Below are 15635 nucleotides of genomic sequence, written 5' to 3'. Positions count from 1 at the left end.
CGCGGGGCGACATGTGTACGGCAAGGGCCAGGGGCCCTTGCCTAACCGAACGGATAGCTACTCAAGTGTAGCTGTTCAGCTGTTCTCGCCACGTTCACGGGCAATGGCGCGGTAGCCAATGTCCTTGCGGTAGAAGCAGCCTTTCCAATCGATGGCTGCGGCCAGTTTGTACGCCTGTTGCTGCGCGGCGTCGACACTGGCACCCATCGAGGTGGCGCACAACACGCGGCCACCTGCGGTCACCACCTTGCCATCCTTGAGCGCGGTGCCCGCATGGAACACCTTGCCTTCCAGCGTAGCAGCCGCGTCCAGGCCTTCAATCACATCGCCCTTGGCGTAGTCGGCCGGGTATCCACCGGCGGCCAGCACAATGCCGACGCTCGGACGTGGGTCCCACTGCGCTTCGACCTTGTCCAGCGCCTGGGCGAGGGCGGCTTCCACCAACAGCACCAGGCTCGATTGCAGGCGCAGCATCACCGGTTGGGTTTCCGGGTCGCCGAAGCGGCAGTTGAACTCGATGACTTTCGGGTTGCCGGCTTTGTCGATCATCAGGCCGGCGTACAGGAAACCGGTGTACACATTGCCTTCGTCGGCCATGCCGCGCACGGTCGGCCAGATCACCAAGTCCATGACGCGCTTGTGCACATCGCTGGTCACGACCGGGGCAGGGGAGTAAGCGCCCATGCCGCCCGTGTTAGGGCCAGTGTCGCCGTCGCCGACGCGTTTGTGGTCCTGGCTGGTGGCCATCGGCAGCACGTTCTTGCCGTCGACCATCACGATGAAGCTGGCTTCTTCGCCGTCGAGGAATTCCTCGATCACCACGCGCGAACCCGCGTCGCCAAAAGCGTTGCCGGCGAGCATGTCGCGTACGGCGTCTTCGGCTTCCTGCAGGGTCATGGCGACGATCACGCCTTTACCGGCCGCCAGGCCGTCGGCCTTGATCACGATCGGCGCACCTTTTTCACGCAGGTAGGCCAGGGCCGGCTCGATCTCGGTGAAGTTCTGGTAGTCGGCAGTCGGGATTTTGTGGCGCGCCAGGAAGTCCTTGGTGAACGCCTTGGAGCCTTCCAGCTGGGCGGCGCCAGCGGTTGGGCCGAAGCAGTCCAGGCCACGGCTGCGGAACAGGTCCACGACGCCGGCAACCAACGGGACTTCCGGACCAACGATGGTCAGGGAGACGTTTTTCTCGGCAAAGTCAGCCAGTTGCTCAAGGGCCAGGACGTCGATGGCGACGTTTTCGCACTTGGCTTCAATGGCGGTGCCGGCGTTGCCCGGGGCAACAAAGACTTTCTGGACGCGTGGGTCCTGGGCAACTTTCCAGGCCAGGGCGTGTTCACGGCCACCGCTGCCAATGATCAAAACATTCATTTCAAAAACCTCGGATGACGCTGAATTCTGGGGAACACCACACACTGTAGGAGCCGGCTTGCCGGCGATGACGGCCTCTGAATCACCACAGGTTTCAAAGGCCCCATCGCCGGCAAGCCGGCTCCTACAGTCGTGCTTTTAGTGACGGAAGTGGCGCATGCCGGTGAAGACCATGGCGATGCCGGCTTCATCCGCGGCAGCAATCACTTCTGCGTCGCGCATCGAGCCGCCTGGCTGGATCACGGCGGTCACGCCGGCTTTTGCCGCGTTGTCCAGGCCGTCGCGGAACGGGAAGAACGCATCGGAGGCCATCACCGAACCCACCACCTGCAAACCGGCGTGCTCGGCTTTGATCGCGGCGATACGCGCCGAGTTCACGCGGCTCATCTGGCCGGCGCCGACACCGATGGTCTGGCGGTTCTTGGCGTAGACGATGGCGTTGGACTTAACGTACTTGGCGACTTTCCAGGCGAAGATCAGGTCGTTGATCTCTTGCTCGGTCGGGGCGCGCTTGGTCACGACTTTCAGGTCTTCGCTGCCGATCATGCCGATGTCGCGACTCTGTACCAGCAGGCCGCCGTTGACGCGCTTGTAGTCCCAGGCAGCGGCACGGTCAGCCGACCATTCGCCGCAAGCCAGCAGGCGCACGTTGGCTTTGGCGGCGACGACGGCACGGGCCTCTTCGCTCACGCTTGGGGCGATGATCACTTCAACGAACTGACGGTCGACAATCGCCTTGGCGGTTTCGGCGTCCAGCTCACGGTTGAAAGCGATGATGCCGCCGAAAGCCGATTCGGTGTCGGTGGCGTAAGCCAGTTCGTAGGCCTGGCGAATGCCGCCTTCGGCGTCCGGGCTCACGGCCACGCCGCACGGGTTGGCGTGCTTGACGATCACGCAGGCCGGCTTGACGAAGCTCTTAACGCATTCCAGCGCGGCGTCGGTGTCGGCCACGTTGTTGTAGGACAGCTCTTTGCCTTGCAGTTGGGTCGCGGTGGCGATGCCCACTTCGGCGGGTTTGGCTTCAACGTAGAACGCCGCGCTCTGGTGCGGGTTCTCGCCGTAGCGCATTTCCTGGGCCTTGATGAACTGGCTGTTGAAGGTGCGCGGGAACTGGCTGCGGCCTTCGGTCGACAGGGTTTCAGCCGCCTGGTTAACCGTGCCCATGTAGTTGGCGATCATGCCGTCGTAGGCAGCGGTGTGTTCGAACGCCTTGAGCATCAGGTCGAAACGCTGGGCGTAGGTCAGGCCGCCGGCTTTCAGGCTTTCCAGTACATTGGCGTAGTCGCTGGCGTTGACCACGATGGCCACGTCTTTGTGGTTCTTGGCTGCCGAGCGAACCATGGTCGGGCCGCCGATATCGATGTTCTCGATGGCCGTCGGCAGGTCGCAGCCTGGCTTGTTGATGGTGGCTTCGAATGGGTACAGGTTAACGGCCACCAGGTCGATCGGCTTGATGCCGTGCTCGGCCATGATGGCGTCGTCGGTGCCGCGACGGCCGAGGATGCCGCCGTGGATTTTCGGGTGCAGGGTCTTGACCCGACCGTCCATCATTTCTGCGAAACCGGTGTAGTCCGCCACTTCTACTGCGGCCACGCCGTTGTCCTGCAGCAGTTTGAAGGTCCCGCCTGTGGAGAGGATTTCCACGCCCAGGGCTTCCAGCTCCCGGGCAAATTCGAGGATGCCGGTCTTGTCGGAAACGCTGATCAAGGCGCGGCGGATCGGCAGGCGGGTAGTCTGGTCGGTCATTTCAATTTCCATCAAAAGCAAAGGAGTCAGCAAAAAAGGCGACCGTTTTTTACGCGGGCGCCTTTCTGGTTTGATTGAATGCTTACAGCAAATCGTATTGTTTGAGCTTTTTGCGCAAGGTGCCACGGTTGAGGCCCAGCAGCTCACTGGCTTTGGTCTGGTTGCCCTTGACGTAGTTCATCACGCTTTCGAGCAGCGGCGCCTCGACTTCGGAGAGCACCAGGTTGTACACGTCCGTGACGGAAGCGCCCTCAAGGTGGGCGAAATAATTGTGCAGCGCCTTCTCGACACTCCCGCGAAGGGTCTGGCCTTCTTCGCTCGGCGTGTTGAGGTGCTGTTTCAAATTGACGTTGTCGCTCACGGGTGTTGTTCCACTCACTAAAGTCTCGGTCATCATCGTCATGCGGCCACCCCCTCTCCGTCCCCTGTCCCCAGGCTCTTGTAACGCTCGCTGAAGAACTCACGAACGTTGGCGCACTGTGCTTCCGTATCATCCAAACGATTGAAGTGGGCGCGAAACTCCCTGGCGCCCGGCAGGGTTGCGAGATACCAGCCGACATGCTTGCGAGCAATGCGTACTCCCATCACGTCCCCATAGAAGGCGTGCAGGGCGGCCAGATGCTCTAGCAGAATACGTTCCACCTCGATCAGCTCCGGTGCCGGCAACACGTCGCCGGTACGCAGAAAATGCTCGATCTCACGGAAAATCCACGGCCGCCCCTGGGCGGCCCGGCCTATCAACAGACCATCGGCACCGGTTGCGTCGAGTACGCGCCGGGCTTTTTCGGCTGAGTCGATATCGCCATTGGCAAAGACCGGCATCGACACCGCCTGCTTGATCGCGGCGATGGTGTCGTACTCGGCTTCACCGGTGTAAAGGTCGGCGCGGGTGCGGCCATGCACCGCCAGCGCTGTAATTCCTGCCTGTTCGGCGATCTTCGCCACCGTCAGGCCGTTCTTGTTGTCCCGGTCCCAGCCGGTACGGATCTTCAGGGTGACCGGCACATCGACTGCGGCGACAACGGCCTGCAGGATCTCGGCAACCAACTGCTCATCTTTCAACAGGGCGGAACCGGCGGCCTTGTTGCAGACCTTCTTGGCCGGGCAGCCCATGTTGATGTCGATGATCTGTGCGCCCAGCTCCACGTTGGCCCGGGCCGCATCCGCCAGCATCTGTGCATCACCACCGGCGATCTGCACCGAGCGGGGCTCGGGATCACCTTCGTGGATCATGCGCATGCGCGATTTGCGGGTGTTCCACAAGCTCATGTCGCTGGTGACCATTTCCGAGACTACAAGACCTGCGCCCAAACGCTTGCACAGCTGACGAAAGGGCTGGTCGGTGACACCCGCCATCGGGGCGAGAATCAAACCGTTTTGCAATGTGTATGGGCCGATGCGTACCGCCGACATAGGACTTCCCTGTTGTGGGGCCGGATCATTAGAGTTCGAAAAAGGGTTGGCATGATACCCGCTCTCGATGACTGGATAAAGGCTGAATTGGATAAAATCTGAACAGTTATTTCTTTATCGCCGTCGGTTTGGTCGAGCACGGCAAAGTCAATATGCCGCCGTCAAACCTTCGTGCATGAACCGGTTCACTCGGGCGAGTGGAAGCTCAGGCTGTAATTCACGGCTTTGTTGCCTGGATCCAGGATATCGAGGGAGATGTGGATCGGTGTCTGTGATGGCATTTCGCTCACGCCGGCCAGTTCACCGTTGAGGTATTCGGCAGGCTTGAAGCGACGACTGGCAATCAGGTTGCCGTTCAGGTCGGCAAAGCGCAGTTCCAGCAACGGGAAGGGCTGGGAGAACGTGGCGCGGTTATAGATGATGGCGTCCACCACCAGCGCCCCGGCGAAGTCCGGGTGGCTGCGCACCACCAGGTTGCTGCTCTTGATATGGGCGATATCCACCCGCGATGGCACCGTACAGCCCACTTTCGGGCACAGCTCCTGGAACCACGGGCGGTAGGCATCCTGGCGGGCCAGGTCGTCGAATTGATAGGCAATGTGCTGGCCAGCGAGGCCGGCGGCAGCGATCAGCACCAGCAGCAGCCAGATCAGGCGACGGCCCCAGCCCGATGGACGCTTTTGTGCGTACAGGTGCAAGGGGTCGTCTTCAAGGTCCTGCAGCACATCGTCGTGAACGCTGGCGGGGCTGCGTGCCCGTTGCTTGCGACGAGGCTGGGGGCGCTCCTCGGGCTCGGCGTAGTCCTCGCCGTGGGTGACGGGGCTGAAGGGCGGGTCGATGTCTTCGTCGTCCACAGTTGAGCGCAGGGTGGGCTCATCGTCGAGGTCATCGATGTGCAGCGACATGGACGGTTCGGTGCGCTGCCTGGCCGCAGGTGCCTTGGCCGGTTCAGGTTCGATCTCGGGGGCGGCGGCGCGCTCTTCGGGCGGTTCGCTGAAGAGGCTGGCGGCCCATTTCTCTTCTTCGGCCTTGACCGAATCGCGGCTGGCGCTGAGGGGCTCTTCCTTTTGCCGACGATCGGCGCCCGGCTGACGCCGGTCTGCGCCAACGGGCAGGGTGTGCTGAATCTCGCGGCGTTCCAGCTTGGCCAGTTCTTCGTCCAGGTCCAGGTTGTCCAGGTCCAGCTCTTCGGCCGTCCACTGCTTCTGGCTGATGGCTCGCGGTGCCTGCGGGGTGGCTTCAGGCGCAACGTCGGGCACTGGCTCGGCGGCAACCGGCTTCTGCGCTTCGGGGGCCGATGCGCTGGCGCGTTGCTCCAGCAACTGGCGAGCCGCGTTGAACACTTGCAGGCACGAGCCGCAGCGCACCACGCCACGGGCCACGCTCAACTGGGCGTGGCTGACGCGAAAGCGGGTCTGGCAATGCGGGCACTGGGTGACGAAACTGTCGGTCATGCGGCCATCCGATTCAGGCAAGCGCTCATTCTAGCGCCGACGACCGCTGATGCGTACCCAGCCATCACGGTTGGCGATCGGGTCCAGCTCGAAATCCTTCGCATAGGCCGCGGCGACGTCTTCGCCTTGCTCAGCGAGGATGCCCGACAGCGCCAGGCGCCCGCCCGGCTTGACCAGGCTCGACAGTTGCGGGGCCAGGGACACCAGCGGGCCGGCGAGGATGTTCGCCACCAGCACATCGGCCTGCACCTGCGGCAATTGCTCCGGCAGGTAGAGCGGGAATTTACCTTCAGGGATGTTGTTGCGCCCGGCGTTATCGCGGGAGGCTTCCAGGGCCTGCACGTCGATGTCGGTACCCACCGCCTCTTTGGCGCCCAGCAACAGTGCGGCAATCGCGAGGATTCCCGAGCCGCAGCCGAAGTCCAGCACGTGGCTGTCGGTCAGGTCCTGGCCATCCAGCCATTCCAGGCACAACGCGGTGGTGGGGTGGGTGCCGGTGCCGAACGCGAGGCCCGGGTCCAGCAGCAGGTTGACCGCATCCGGCTCTGGCGCGGCGTGCCAGCTTGGCACGATCCACAGGCGCTGGCCGAAACGCATGGGCTGGAAGTTGTCCATCCAGCTGCGTTCCCAGTCCTGGTCTTCGATGACTTCGCTGTGATGCTCGGGCAGCGGGCCGCCGGTGAGCAGTTCCATATGGGCCAGGACGCTGGCGGCATCGGTGCCGTCTTCGAACAGGGCCAGCAAGTGGGTGTGGGACCACAGCGGGGTGGTGTTGAGTTCCGGCTCGAAGATCGGCTGGTCTTCGGCGTCCATGAAGGTTACCGATACAGCGCCGACTTCGAGGAAAGCGTCTTCATAGGTTTCGGCTTGTTCTGGGCTGATGGCGAGACGGACTTGCAGCCAAGGCATGGCGGGCACCTTTGAAAAAATTGAATGTGCAGCGCAGCGGGGCTGCGAAAGGGCGCAAGTTTACGCGAGCGGCGGGAGGGGTGTACACATAACAAATGTGGGAGCCGGGCTTGTGTGGGAGCTGGCTTGCCTGCGATAGCATCACCTCGGTATTACTGATACTCCGAGGCGACTGCATCGCGGGCAAGCCCGACTCCCACACAAGCCCGCTCCCACAGAGGAATGTATCCATCCTGAAATTGTAGGAGCCGGCTTGCCGGCGATGGCGGCCGTGAAGTTGATGCAGGGCTTGCGGGCCTATCGCCGGCAAGCCGGCTCCTACACGTAAGTGGCCACCCACAAAAAAACCGCCCGAGGGCGGCTTTTTTGTGGGTGGTCACTTACTGGTTAGCCAGCTTGTGTTCCAGGTAGTGAATGTTCACACCACCTTCGCAGAAGCCTTCATCACGGACCAGGTCCCGGTGCAGCGGGATGTTGGTCTTGATGCCGTCAACCACGATTTCGTCCAGGGCGTTACGCATACGGGCCATGGCCTCGTCGCGGGTGGCGCCCCAGGTGATCAGCTTGCCGATCAGCGAGTCGTAGTTGGACGGAACCTTGTAGCCGCTGTACAGGTGCGAATCCACACGTACGCCGTTGCCGCCGGGCGCGTGGAAGTGCTTGACCAGGCCAGGGCTTGGGATAAAGGTTTTCGGGTCTTCGGCGTTGATCCGGCACTCCAGGGAGTGGCCGTGGATCTTCACGTCGTCCTGGGTGAAGGACAGCGGGTTGCCAGCGGCGATGCTCAGCATCTCCTTGACGATGTCGATACCGGTGACCATCTCCGAAACCGGGTGCTCTACTTGCACACGAGTGTTCATCTCGATGAAGTAGAAGCGGCCGTTCTCGTAGAGGAACTCAAAGGTACCGGCGCCACGGTAGTTGATGTCGATGCACGCCTTGACGCAGCGAGCCAGGACTTCCTGGCGGGCTTTTTCGTCCAGGCCCGGTGCCGGGGCCTCTTCCAGTACCTTCTGGTGGCGACGTTGCAGCGAGCAATCGCGGTCACCCAGGTGAATGGCGTGGCCCTGGCCGTCGGACAATACCTGCACTTCCACGTGGCGTGGGTTGGTCAGGTATTTCTCCAGGTAGACCATCGGGTTGTTGAACCAGGCGCCTGCTTCGGAGCGGGTCTGCTTGGCGGCTTCGATCAGGTCTTCTTCCTTGTGCACCACGCGCATGCCGCGACCACCACCGCCACCGGCGGCCTTGATGATCACCGGGTAACCGACTTCGCGACCAATGCGCAGGGCGGTTTCCTCGTCTTCAGGCAGCGGGCCGTCGGAACCTGGAACGGTGGGCACGCCGGCCGCGATCATGGCTTCCTTGGCGGAGACCTTGTCACCCATCAGGCGAATGGTCTCGGCTTTGGGGCCGATGAAGGTAAAGCCGGATTTTTCCACCTGGTCGACGAAGTCGGCGTTTTCCGCGAGGAAACCGTAGCCTGGGTGGATAGCGGTAGCGCCGGTCACTTCTGCCGCGGCGATGATGCTGGGGACTTTCAGGTACGAGTTCGTGGCCAGTGGCGGGCCGATGCAGATGCTTTCGTCCGCCAGTTTCACGTGCATCAGTTCCGAGTCGGCCGTCGAGTAAACAGCGACGGTCTTGATGCCTTGTTCCTTACAGGCGCGCAGGATTCGCAGGGCGATCTCACCGCGGTTGGCGATCAGGACTTTTTCCAGTTTCTTCGCAGGTTTCAACATCGAAGGCACTCCGCGGTTCAAACGATGGTGAACAGCGGCTGGTCGTACTCAACCGGCTGACCGTTTTCTACCAGGATGGATTCGATGACGCCGGCTTTTTCAGCCGTGATGTGGTTCATCATCTTCATCGCTTCAACGATGCAGATGGTGTCGCCCACTTTCACGGTTGCGCCGACTTCAACGAAGGCTGGCGAGGTCGGTGCCGGGGTGCGGTAGAAGGTACCGACCATTGGCGACTTGACCACGAAACCGTTCAGCGCAGGCGCGGCCGGGGCGGCAGGTGCAGCGGCGGCAGCAGGCGCGGCGGCCGGAGCAGCAGCGGCTGGAACCGGTGCTTGCATTTGCGGTGCGTAGAACTGTTGAGCCGGGGTCTTGCTGTGACGGCTGATCCGTACGGACTCTTCGCCTTCCTTGATTTCCAGCTCGTCGATACCGGATTCTTCCAGCAGTTCGATCAGTTTCTTAACTTTACGGATATCCATGAATCATCAACTCCCAAGGGTCGGTCAGGGGCGCTTGGCCGGTTGTTCAAGTTGTTCCAGGGCGGCCTCCAGGGCCAGTCGGTAACCGCTGGCGCCAAGGCCGCAGATCACACCTACCGCAACGTCGGAGAAGTAGGAGTGATGGCGGAAAGCTTCGCGTTTGTGCACGTTCGACAAATGCACTTCGATGAATGGGATGCTCACCGCCAGCAGCGCGTCACGTAATGCAACACTTGTGTGCGTAAAAGCGGCGGGATTGATCAGGATAAAGTCCACGCCTTCGCCACGCGCGGCATGGATGCGATCAATCAATTCGTACTCGGCATTGCTTTGCAGGTAGAGCAGATGGTGGCCGGCTTCACGGGCCCTGCGTTCCAGATCGAGGTTGATCTGTTCCAGGGTGACTGCCCCGTAGACGCCCGGTTCACGGGTGCCGAGCAGGTTCAGGTTGGGTCCGTGTAGAACCAGAAAGGTCGCCATCGGCTGTTCCTTGTTATTGATGTGGGTACGGCAGAACCCGGCGACTATGCCGCAAAGCCTTTGTGACTGTCCAGTTCTATGCAGTAGGCAGCACGATTAGCGAGGATAGCGCGAAATTTGTGACTGTGGCCTCGTATCCGGTCATTGGAAACACGGTGATGAGGTAGACGCAGATCAATGTGGGAGCTGGCTTGCCTGCGAAAGCGGTATGTCAGCGCCGGATAGGTTGCCTGATCCACCGCTATCGCAGGCAAGCCAGCTCCCACAGGTTGATCTCTATTTGATTCGGGATCGCGTCACACGCGGAAGGCTTTCACCGCCGTGTTGAGATGCCCACCCAACACCAGCAAATGCTCACCCTGGCTACGGCCCTGCCCGATACGCAGCAGGTTGTCCTCGCCCAGCTGGTGAATTCGCTCACTGTTGTCACGGATTTCACTGACGGCACCGCTCTGCTGCGCGGTCACATCGGCGATGCGCACGGCGGTTTCAGAAATGGTCTGGATCGCGCCGACGATTTCATCCAGCGCACCATCGGCCGCCTGGGCCTGCTGGGCCGTGGCTTCGGCGTGTTCGACCTGGGCGCGCATGCCTTCCACCGATTGGTGGGCGGCGCTTTGCAGGCCGGCGATCAGGGTCTGGATTTCGGCGGTGGCGCCCGCGGTACGCTGGGCCAGGGAACGCACTTCGTCGGCCACCACGGCAAAACCACGGCCGGCCTCACCGGCGCGGGCGGCTTCGATGGCGGCGTTGAGGGCCAGCAGGTTGGTCTGGTCGGCAATCGAGCGGATCACCGTGAGTACACCGCCGATGGTGGCGGACTCTTCGGCAAGTTTCTCGATCATCTGCGCATTTTGCTGCACTTCACCCACCAAGGCATGCAGCCCGGTCAGGCTCAAACCGATGACCCGCTGGCCGTGCTCCACCGCCTGGCCGGCACTGCGGCTGGCACCGGCCGCCTGGCTGGCATCGCCCGCCACTTGCTGGATGGTCGCCTCCAGTTCGCCCAGGGAATCACGGATCTGCGCGGTATCCCCGGCCTGGCGTTCGGCGCCGTCATGCAGGCCGCTGCTCAGTTCCGCCAGCGCGCGGCTGCTGCCGGCGACTTCTTCGGCATTGCCGCGAATCGTGCCCACCAGGTCCACCAGGTAGGCTCGCAAGCGGTTAAGGGACGCTTCGATATCGTGCAGTTCGCGGTTGGTCTTGCCCAGGGCGATCGGCTGACTGAAGTCGCCTTCGGCCCAGGTCGACAGGGCCGGGGCCAGGTTGGTCAGCACGCGGGCCAGGCGGCGTTGCAAGGTGTCGATCAACAGTGCGATCAGCAGGATCAAGCCAATCATCACGCCCTGCATCAGGCGCACTTCGCCCTGGATCTTGCCGTGTTGGGCGCGTACCACCGGCTCCAGGCCGGCAATGGCTTCCTGCACGGCCTTGATTTTCAGGTGCGTGGCGGTGGCCAGGTCGGCCCGTTGCTGGATCTGGTCGCGGGTGCGCTTGAGTTCGGCGGGGTAGCGGGTCAACAGGCTGTTGAGTTCGCGCTTGAGGTCGACGCCGGTGTCCTGGGCGACGGTTTTTTCGCTGTTTTCCAGGCCCATCATGGCGGAGAAATCATCGCTGCTCGATTCGGCGGCCGCGGTCACCCCCAGCAGTGGCAGCTGCGCCAGCAGGTCGGCCTGGGCACGGATGCTGGTGATCTCGCGTTCCACGTCATCGGCCAGCTCGGCACGCCCGCTGCTCACCAGCTTGTCGCGGGCCAGGGACAACTTGCCCAGATGCTGGGAGGCTGCCAACAGCGGCGGCAGGTAGCGCGCAGCTTCAGGCGTATTAACGCCGATGGCGTACTGGCTTAGTTGCTCCAGGTTCGCGCCCAGTTCGCGTTCGGCTTGCAGCAGCAAGGCTTGCGGGTCGCCCGCCAGCTTGCCGGCGGCCAGCAGGTCGGTTTTGCTGAAGCCATCGAGGTCAACCAGGCTCGGGCGCAGGCTTTGCGCCAAGTCGGCCGGCAAATCGTCCAGGTGCTGCAACAGGTTTTCCAGGCTTTGGCTGGCACTGCTCAAGCGCAGGGCGTCACCGCTGGCCAGGTAGTCGTCGATGTTGCGTGCGGCGTGATTCTGAAAATTCTGGGACAGGCCCAGGTAGCGTTCCATCAGCAAGTAAGGCCGTTCCAGCGCCCGTTGCGACCACCAGAGTGTCGCCCCAAGTGCCAGGCACACGGCCACTAGAAGGAGGGTATTGAGATTGGTCAGCAGCTTCAGGCGCATGCGTGGTTTCAACCGACAGCAAAAGATAAGTGCCTGAAGTTATTGCGTTTTCATTACAAGGTTATGACGGAATCAGTGGATTCCGGTGAAAAGGTGGCACTTTGCTTTGACGTGCGCGCAGCTTGTACGCGGTTGCGTCCGGCATCCTTGGCCCGGTACAGCGCCTCGTCGGCCTGGGCCGCCATCATCAGGCTGTCGGAACCGTCGCACAGCTCCACCAGGCCTGCACTGAAGGTGCACCACAAATCCTGCGGTTGGGCGGGGTAGTGGATTTCGGCAAAGCGCCCGCGAATTTCATCCAGCACCTTGCAGGCCGATTCCAGGTCGGTGTCGGGCATCACGATGGCGAATTCTTCACCGCCGTAGCGCCCTATATAGTCGGTCTTGCGCAAACGCTGCTTGAGAAACAGCGCCAGGCTCTTGATCACGCGGTCGCCCATGGGGTGGCCGTGGCTGTCGTTGACCCGCTTGAAGTGGTCGATGTCGAGCATGGCAAAGCTCAGCGGCTTGTTCTCGCGACGTGCGCGGAAGCTGCAGTCTTCGAGCAATTGCAGGATATGGGTGTGGTTGTACAGGCCCGTCAGGCTGTCGCGCACCATCCGCGCTTTCAGGTTGCGCGCACGGGCGGCGCGGTTGCGCACGGTGGTGATCAGGTGGCGCGGCTTGATCGGCTTGGTGAGGAAGTCGTCGCCGCCTTCGCTCATGGCGTCCAACTGTTTATCCAGGTCGTCCTCGGCCGACAGGTAGATGATCGGCACGCTGACATAGCGGTCATTGTGGCGGATCACCTTGGCCAGTTCAGTGCCGGTACAGGCGGGCATATACATGTCGAGGATGATCAGGTCGGGCTGGAAGTCCGCCAGCTCGGCCATGGCCTGGATCGGCTCGATCAGTGTGCGGGTGACGATGCCGGCGCTGTTGAGCAGGCGCTCGGTGTGCAGGGCCTGGGCCCGGGAGTCGTCGATGATCAGCACTTTGTAGGGTTCGTACTGGGCGACGCAGGTCAGCACTTCGATCTTTTCCAGCAGGCTTGAGGCTTCCAGCGTGCCGGTGAGGAACTCCTGGCCCCCGGCGCGCACGGCGGCCAGGCGGGTTGGGGTGTCGGTTTCGTGCAGACTGAAGAACAACAGTGGCAGCTTCTGCTCCAGGCCTTCCTGGGCTTCGGCGGCCAGCGTGAGGCCCAGGCCGGTGCCGCAGAAATCCACGTCCATGACAATCGCCGAAGGCAAGCGCTCGGCCATCGACGCACGGAACGCCGCCACGCTGTCCAGGGACTGGGCGCTCATGCCGAAGAATTCCAGCTGCTTGGCCAGGCGCTCGGCGCGGTCGTGATCGGCCAGCATCACGTAGATCGGCTTGCGCATCGGCGGCAGGAAGGTTTGTTCCAGCTGGTCGCCCTGGCGCAGGCCGGTGCGGGACAGGCGTTGCATCAAGCGGTTGAGTTCGGTGATCAGATGGCTGCTGAGGCGCCCGCGGTTTTCATCCACCGCCTTGAGGGACTCGCCGATATGCCGCGCCAACTGGCCGTGTTCCGGTTGTTCGAAACGCTCGGCAAAGCGCAGCAGGCGCAAGTTGGCTTCGCTGAGTTCGGACAAGTCTGCGTTCGACCATTCACTGCGTTGCAGGCGCTGCCAGATCTCAAGAATTTGACGTGCCTGATGAATTACCCGCTGGGCAAAATGGTGCTTGAGACGCTCACGGCTGGGGTCTTCTGGCTCGGTCATATCCTGACTACTAGTTAGGGTGCATGCTGAGGTCGACTGATGGCTCTATGCTAGCACCTCTTTTCTGTTACATGAGTGTCATACGTCAATTAAGTACGTGTCTGTGTGATTCAGTTTTTGACCTCATGGTCGCGCAGCGTAAAAAGCGTGCATCCTTTATAGTCGAACATCTCTCGCACGCCACTTTCGGTTAAAAGCCCCGCGCCGATGGGCACGATGGGGTAGGGTTGTGGTCGGAGTGTTTGAACGCACCCGGACCATTGACGTGCATGAACTCAAGTGATTGAAAGGATATCGCCATGCTGGACTGGAAAAACCGCGAAGGCACTGCCAAAGGCCCCGCCCCTGAGCCCAAGTCGGCCAACCGCAGCTATTTTCGCAACCTGCTGATGAGCAAGGCCTTGCTTAGTGTGCTGGGTCTGTACCTACTGGTGACCGGCGCCCTGGGTTGGTACTGGAGCGAAGAACCGGCGCTGTTCCCGGTCCAGCAGAACGCCCAGTTGGCCGCCGAGAAGGAAGGCAAGCAGATGGTGGTGGGCTTCACCACCGTCGAAACCCTCAAGACCGTGGTCGGCACCTTGCTGAACAAACCCGGTGGCTACATTTCCAACGACCGTTTCCCGCCAGGCCTGTGGATGGACAACATGCCGAGCTGGGAATACGGCGTGCTGGTGCAGGTGCGCGACCTGACCCGCGCCCTGCGCAAAGACTTCGCCCGTTCGCAGTCGCAGTCGGCTGAAGACGCCGACCTGGCCAAGGCCGAGCCGCGTTTCAACTTCGACAACAAGAGTTGGGTGCTGCCGTCCAGCGAGTCGGAATACCAGGAAGGCATCAACTCCCTGAGCCGCTACGAAGCGCGTCTGTCGGACCCGAACCAGAAGGGCGCGTTGTTCTATGCGCGTGCCGACAACCTGAACAACTGGCTGGGTGATGTCGCCACTCGCCTGGGTTCGCTGTCGCAACGCCTGTCGGCGAGCGTGGGTCGCGTCAAGTTGAACACGGCGCTGAAAACCGAGGCCCTGGCCCCGGGTGAAGTGCCGCAGGTCGATGAAGAAGTGGTGGAAACCCCCTGGATGCAGATCGACAACGTGTTCTACGAGGCCCGTGGCCAGGCGTGGGCCTTGTCTCACTTGCTGCGCGCCATCGAAGTGGATTTTGCCGATGTACTGGCCAAGAAAAACGCCACCGTCAGCGTGCGCCAGATCATTCGTGAGCTGGAAGCCTCGCAGGAGCCGGTATGGAGTCCTATGATTCTTAACGGCAGTGGTTTCGGTGTACTGGCGAACCACTCGCTGGTCATGGCTAACTACATTTCCCGGGCCAACGCTGCAGTGATCGATTTGCGTCAGCTCCTCAACCAGGGTTGATGATGGACGCCACTCAAAATGAGGCCGCGCACCGTGCGGCCTCCGATGCTGAACTGATCTGCTGGGTCGACGAGCAGGACAACCTGCTCGGCACCCTCGTTCGCGCCGACCTGCGCCAGCGCGGCCTGATTGGCCGTTGCACCTTTATCTTCCTGTTCAATTCAGCCGGCGAGCTGTGTGTGCATCGGCGCACCCTGAGCAAAGCCATGTATCCCGGGTTCTGGGACACGGCAGCGGGTGGGATGGTGGCGGCCGGCGAGAGCTACGCGGATTCGGCAGCCCGTGAGCTTGAAGAAGAGTTGGGCGTCGGCGGGGTGGTGTTGACCGAGCACGACCATTTCTATTTTGAAGATGGCGACAGCAAGTTGTGGTGCAAATCCTACTCGGCGGTCTGGGATGGCCCCCTGCGCCTGCAGCCCGAAGAAGTGATGGAAGCGCGCTTTTTACCCCTTGAAATTGTCCTGCAGGAGGCCGAACAAAAGCCCTACTGCCCGGACGCTCAAGAGGGGTTGCGGCGTTATCTCGCTTCACGTCGCTAAAGTTGCATAAATTGGCGCCATTTGGCTCTTAGCAACGGGGCTTTTTGCCGTTACACTGCGCGACTTTTCACCCGTACCACCCAGCTTCACCCCGTATTCACTGTAGGAGCCGGGGGGGGGGGGGGGGGGGGGGGGGGGGGGGAGGGGGGAGGG

The 15635-nt window shown here is 61.9% G+C and carries 13 protein-coding genes; 2 read left to right on the top strand and 11 right to left on the bottom strand.

Going from position 1 to position 15635, the window contains the following annotated elements:
* Positions 1–75: 75 nt before the first annotated feature.
* From purD to AC07SU_RS21465, 11 genes are all read right to left on the bottom strand, one after another.
* A complete protein-coding gene (purD, locus tag AC07SU_RS21515) occupies positions 76–1368 on the bottom strand; it encodes a phosphoribosylamine--glycine ligase (protein ID WP_494998171.1) in 1293 nt (430 codons plus the stop codon).
* A gap of 138 nt (positions 1369–1506) precedes the next feature.
* Entirely contained in the window at positions 1507–3114 is a 1608-nt protein-coding gene (purH, locus tag AC07SU_RS21510) for a bifunctional phosphoribosylaminoimidazolecarboxamide formyltransferase/IMP cyclohydrolase (protein WP_494998170.1), read from the bottom strand.
* 82 nt (positions 3115–3196) lie between these two features.
* Complete coding sequence (gene fis, locus AC07SU_RS21505) at positions 3197–3517, bottom strand: DNA-binding transcriptional regulator Fis (RefSeq protein WP_002555375.1); 321 nt, start codon at positions 3515–3517, stop codon at positions 3197–3199.
* The gene (gene dusB / locus AC07SU_RS21500) at positions 3514–4527 is read right to left on the bottom strand and encodes a tRNA dihydrouridine synthase DusB (protein ID WP_176997051.1); all 1014 of its coding nucleotides are present in this window, start codon (positions 4525–4527) and stop codon (positions 3514–3516) included. The genes fis and dusB overlap by 4 nt, the downstream gene beginning before the upstream one ends.
* Before the next feature lie 185 nt (positions 4528–4712).
* Positions 4713–5981, bottom strand: coding sequence for a DUF3426 domain-containing protein (locus AC07SU_RS21495; RefSeq protein WP_494998169.1), 1269 nt, complete (start codon positions 5979–5981; stop codon positions 4713–4715).
* A 30-nt stretch (positions 5982–6011) separates the two neighbouring features.
* Positions 6012–6890 (bottom strand): 50S ribosomal protein L11 methyltransferase, encoded by an 879-nt coding sequence (prmA, locus tag AC07SU_RS21490; RefSeq protein WP_071491599.1) that lies wholly within the window; start codon positions 6888–6890, stop codon positions 6012–6014.
* A gap of 380 nt (positions 6891–7270) precedes the next feature.
* Entirely contained in the window at positions 7271–8632 is a 1362-nt protein-coding gene (accC, locus tag AC07SU_RS21485; protein WP_176997049.1) for an acetyl-CoA carboxylase biotin carboxylase subunit, read from the bottom strand.
* 17 nt (positions 8633–8649) lie between these two features.
* Entirely contained in the window at positions 8650–9114 is a 465-nt protein-coding gene (gene accB, locus AC07SU_RS21480; protein ID WP_494998168.1) for an acetyl-CoA carboxylase biotin carboxyl carrier protein, read from the bottom strand.
* A 24-nt stretch (positions 9115–9138) separates the two neighbouring features.
* Positions 9139–9594 carry a type II 3-dehydroquinate dehydratase gene (gene aroQ, locus AC07SU_RS21475; RefSeq protein WP_056860456.1) on the bottom strand — a complete coding sequence of 152 codons (456 nt, stop codon included), beginning with the start codon at positions 9592–9594 and terminating at the stop codon, positions 9139–9141.
* Between the two features lie 296 nt (positions 9595–9890).
* The gene (locus tag AC07SU_RS21470; RefSeq protein ID WP_405046571.1) at positions 9891–10439 is read right to left on the bottom strand and encodes a methyl-accepting chemotaxis protein; all 549 of its coding nucleotides are present in this window, start codon (positions 10437–10439) and stop codon (positions 9891–9893) included.
* 1466 nt (positions 10440–11905) lie between these two features.
* The gene (locus AC07SU_RS21465) at positions 11906–13576 is read right to left on the bottom strand and encodes a diguanylate cyclase (protein ID WP_494998167.1); all 1671 of its coding nucleotides are present in this window, start codon (positions 13574–13576) and stop codon (positions 11906–11908) included.
* A gap of 299 nt (positions 13577–13875) precedes the next feature.
* Between AC07SU_RS21465 and AC07SU_RS21460 the strand changes: the two genes are divergently transcribed.
* Together AC07SU_RS21460 and AC07SU_RS21455 are read left to right on the top strand one after the other, a co-directional pair.
* Positions 13876–14943: a DUF2333 family protein gene (locus tag AC07SU_RS21460; RefSeq protein WP_176997046.1), complete on the top strand. Its 1068-nt coding sequence runs from the start codon at positions 13876–13878 to the stop codon at positions 14941–14943.
* A 2-nt stretch (positions 14944–14945) separates the two neighbouring features.
* The gene (locus AC07SU_RS21455) at positions 14946–15482 is read left to right on the top strand and encodes an NUDIX hydrolase (RefSeq protein ID WP_494998166.1); all 537 of its coding nucleotides are present in this window, start codon (positions 14946–14948) and stop codon (positions 15480–15482) included.
* Positions 15483–15635 lie beyond the last annotated feature (153 nt).

Source organism: Pseudomonas sp. GW821-FHT05H12, assembly GCF_059419385.1.
Note: the sequence above shows the minus strand (reverse complement) of the source record. Positions and strands in the feature narration are given on the sequence as shown.

Excerpts from the sequence above, each read along its gene's own strand:
- prmA (WP_071491599.1), bottom strand. The coding sequence starts at position 6,890 with ATGCCTTGGCTGCAAGTCCGTCTCGCCATCAGCCCAGAACAAGCCGAA.
- dusB (WP_176997051.1), bottom strand. The coding sequence starts at position 4,527 with ATGTCGGCGGTACGCATCGGCCCATACACATTGCAAAACGGTTTGATT.
- AC07SU_RS21465 (WP_494998167.1), bottom strand. The coding sequence starts at position 13,576 with ATGACCGAGCCAGAAGACCCCAGCCGTGAGCGTCTCAAGCACCATTTT.
- accC (WP_176997049.1), bottom strand. The coding sequence starts at position 8,632 with ATGTTGAAACCTGCGAAGAAACTGGAAAAAGTCCTGATCGCCAACCGC.
- AC07SU_RS21495 (WP_494998169.1), bottom strand. The coding sequence starts at position 5,981 with ATGACCGACAGTTTCGTCACCCAGTGCCCGCATTGCCAGACCCGCTTT.
- AC07SU_RS21460 (WP_176997046.1), top strand. The coding sequence starts at position 13,876 with ATGCTGGACTGGAAAAACCGCGAAGGCACTGCCAAAGGCCCCGCCCCT.
- accB (WP_494998168.1), bottom strand. The coding sequence starts at position 9,114 with ATGGATATCCGTAAAGTTAAGAAACTGATCGAACTGCTGGAAGAATCC.
- fis (WP_002555375.1), bottom strand. The coding sequence starts at position 3,517 with ATGACGATGATGACCGAGACTTTAGTGAGTGGAACAACACCCGTGAGC.
- AC07SU_RS21470 (WP_405046571.1), bottom strand. The coding sequence starts at position 10,439 with ATGATCGAGAAACTTGCCGAAGAGTCCGCCACCATCGGCGGTGTACTC.
- aroQ (WP_056860456.1), bottom strand. The coding sequence starts at position 9,594 with ATGGCGACCTTTCTGGTTCTACACGGACCCAACCTGAACCTGCTCGGC.
- AC07SU_RS21455 (WP_494998166.1), top strand. The coding sequence starts at position 14,946 with ATGGACGCCACTCAAAATGAGGCCGCGCACCGTGCGGCCTCCGATGCT.
- purH (WP_494998170.1), bottom strand. The coding sequence starts at position 3,114 with ATGACCGACCAGACTACCCGCCTGCCGATCCGCCGCGCCTTGATCAGC.
- purD (WP_494998171.1), bottom strand. The coding sequence starts at position 1,368 with ATGAATGTTTTGATCATTGGCAGCGGTGGCCGTGAACACGCCCTGGCC.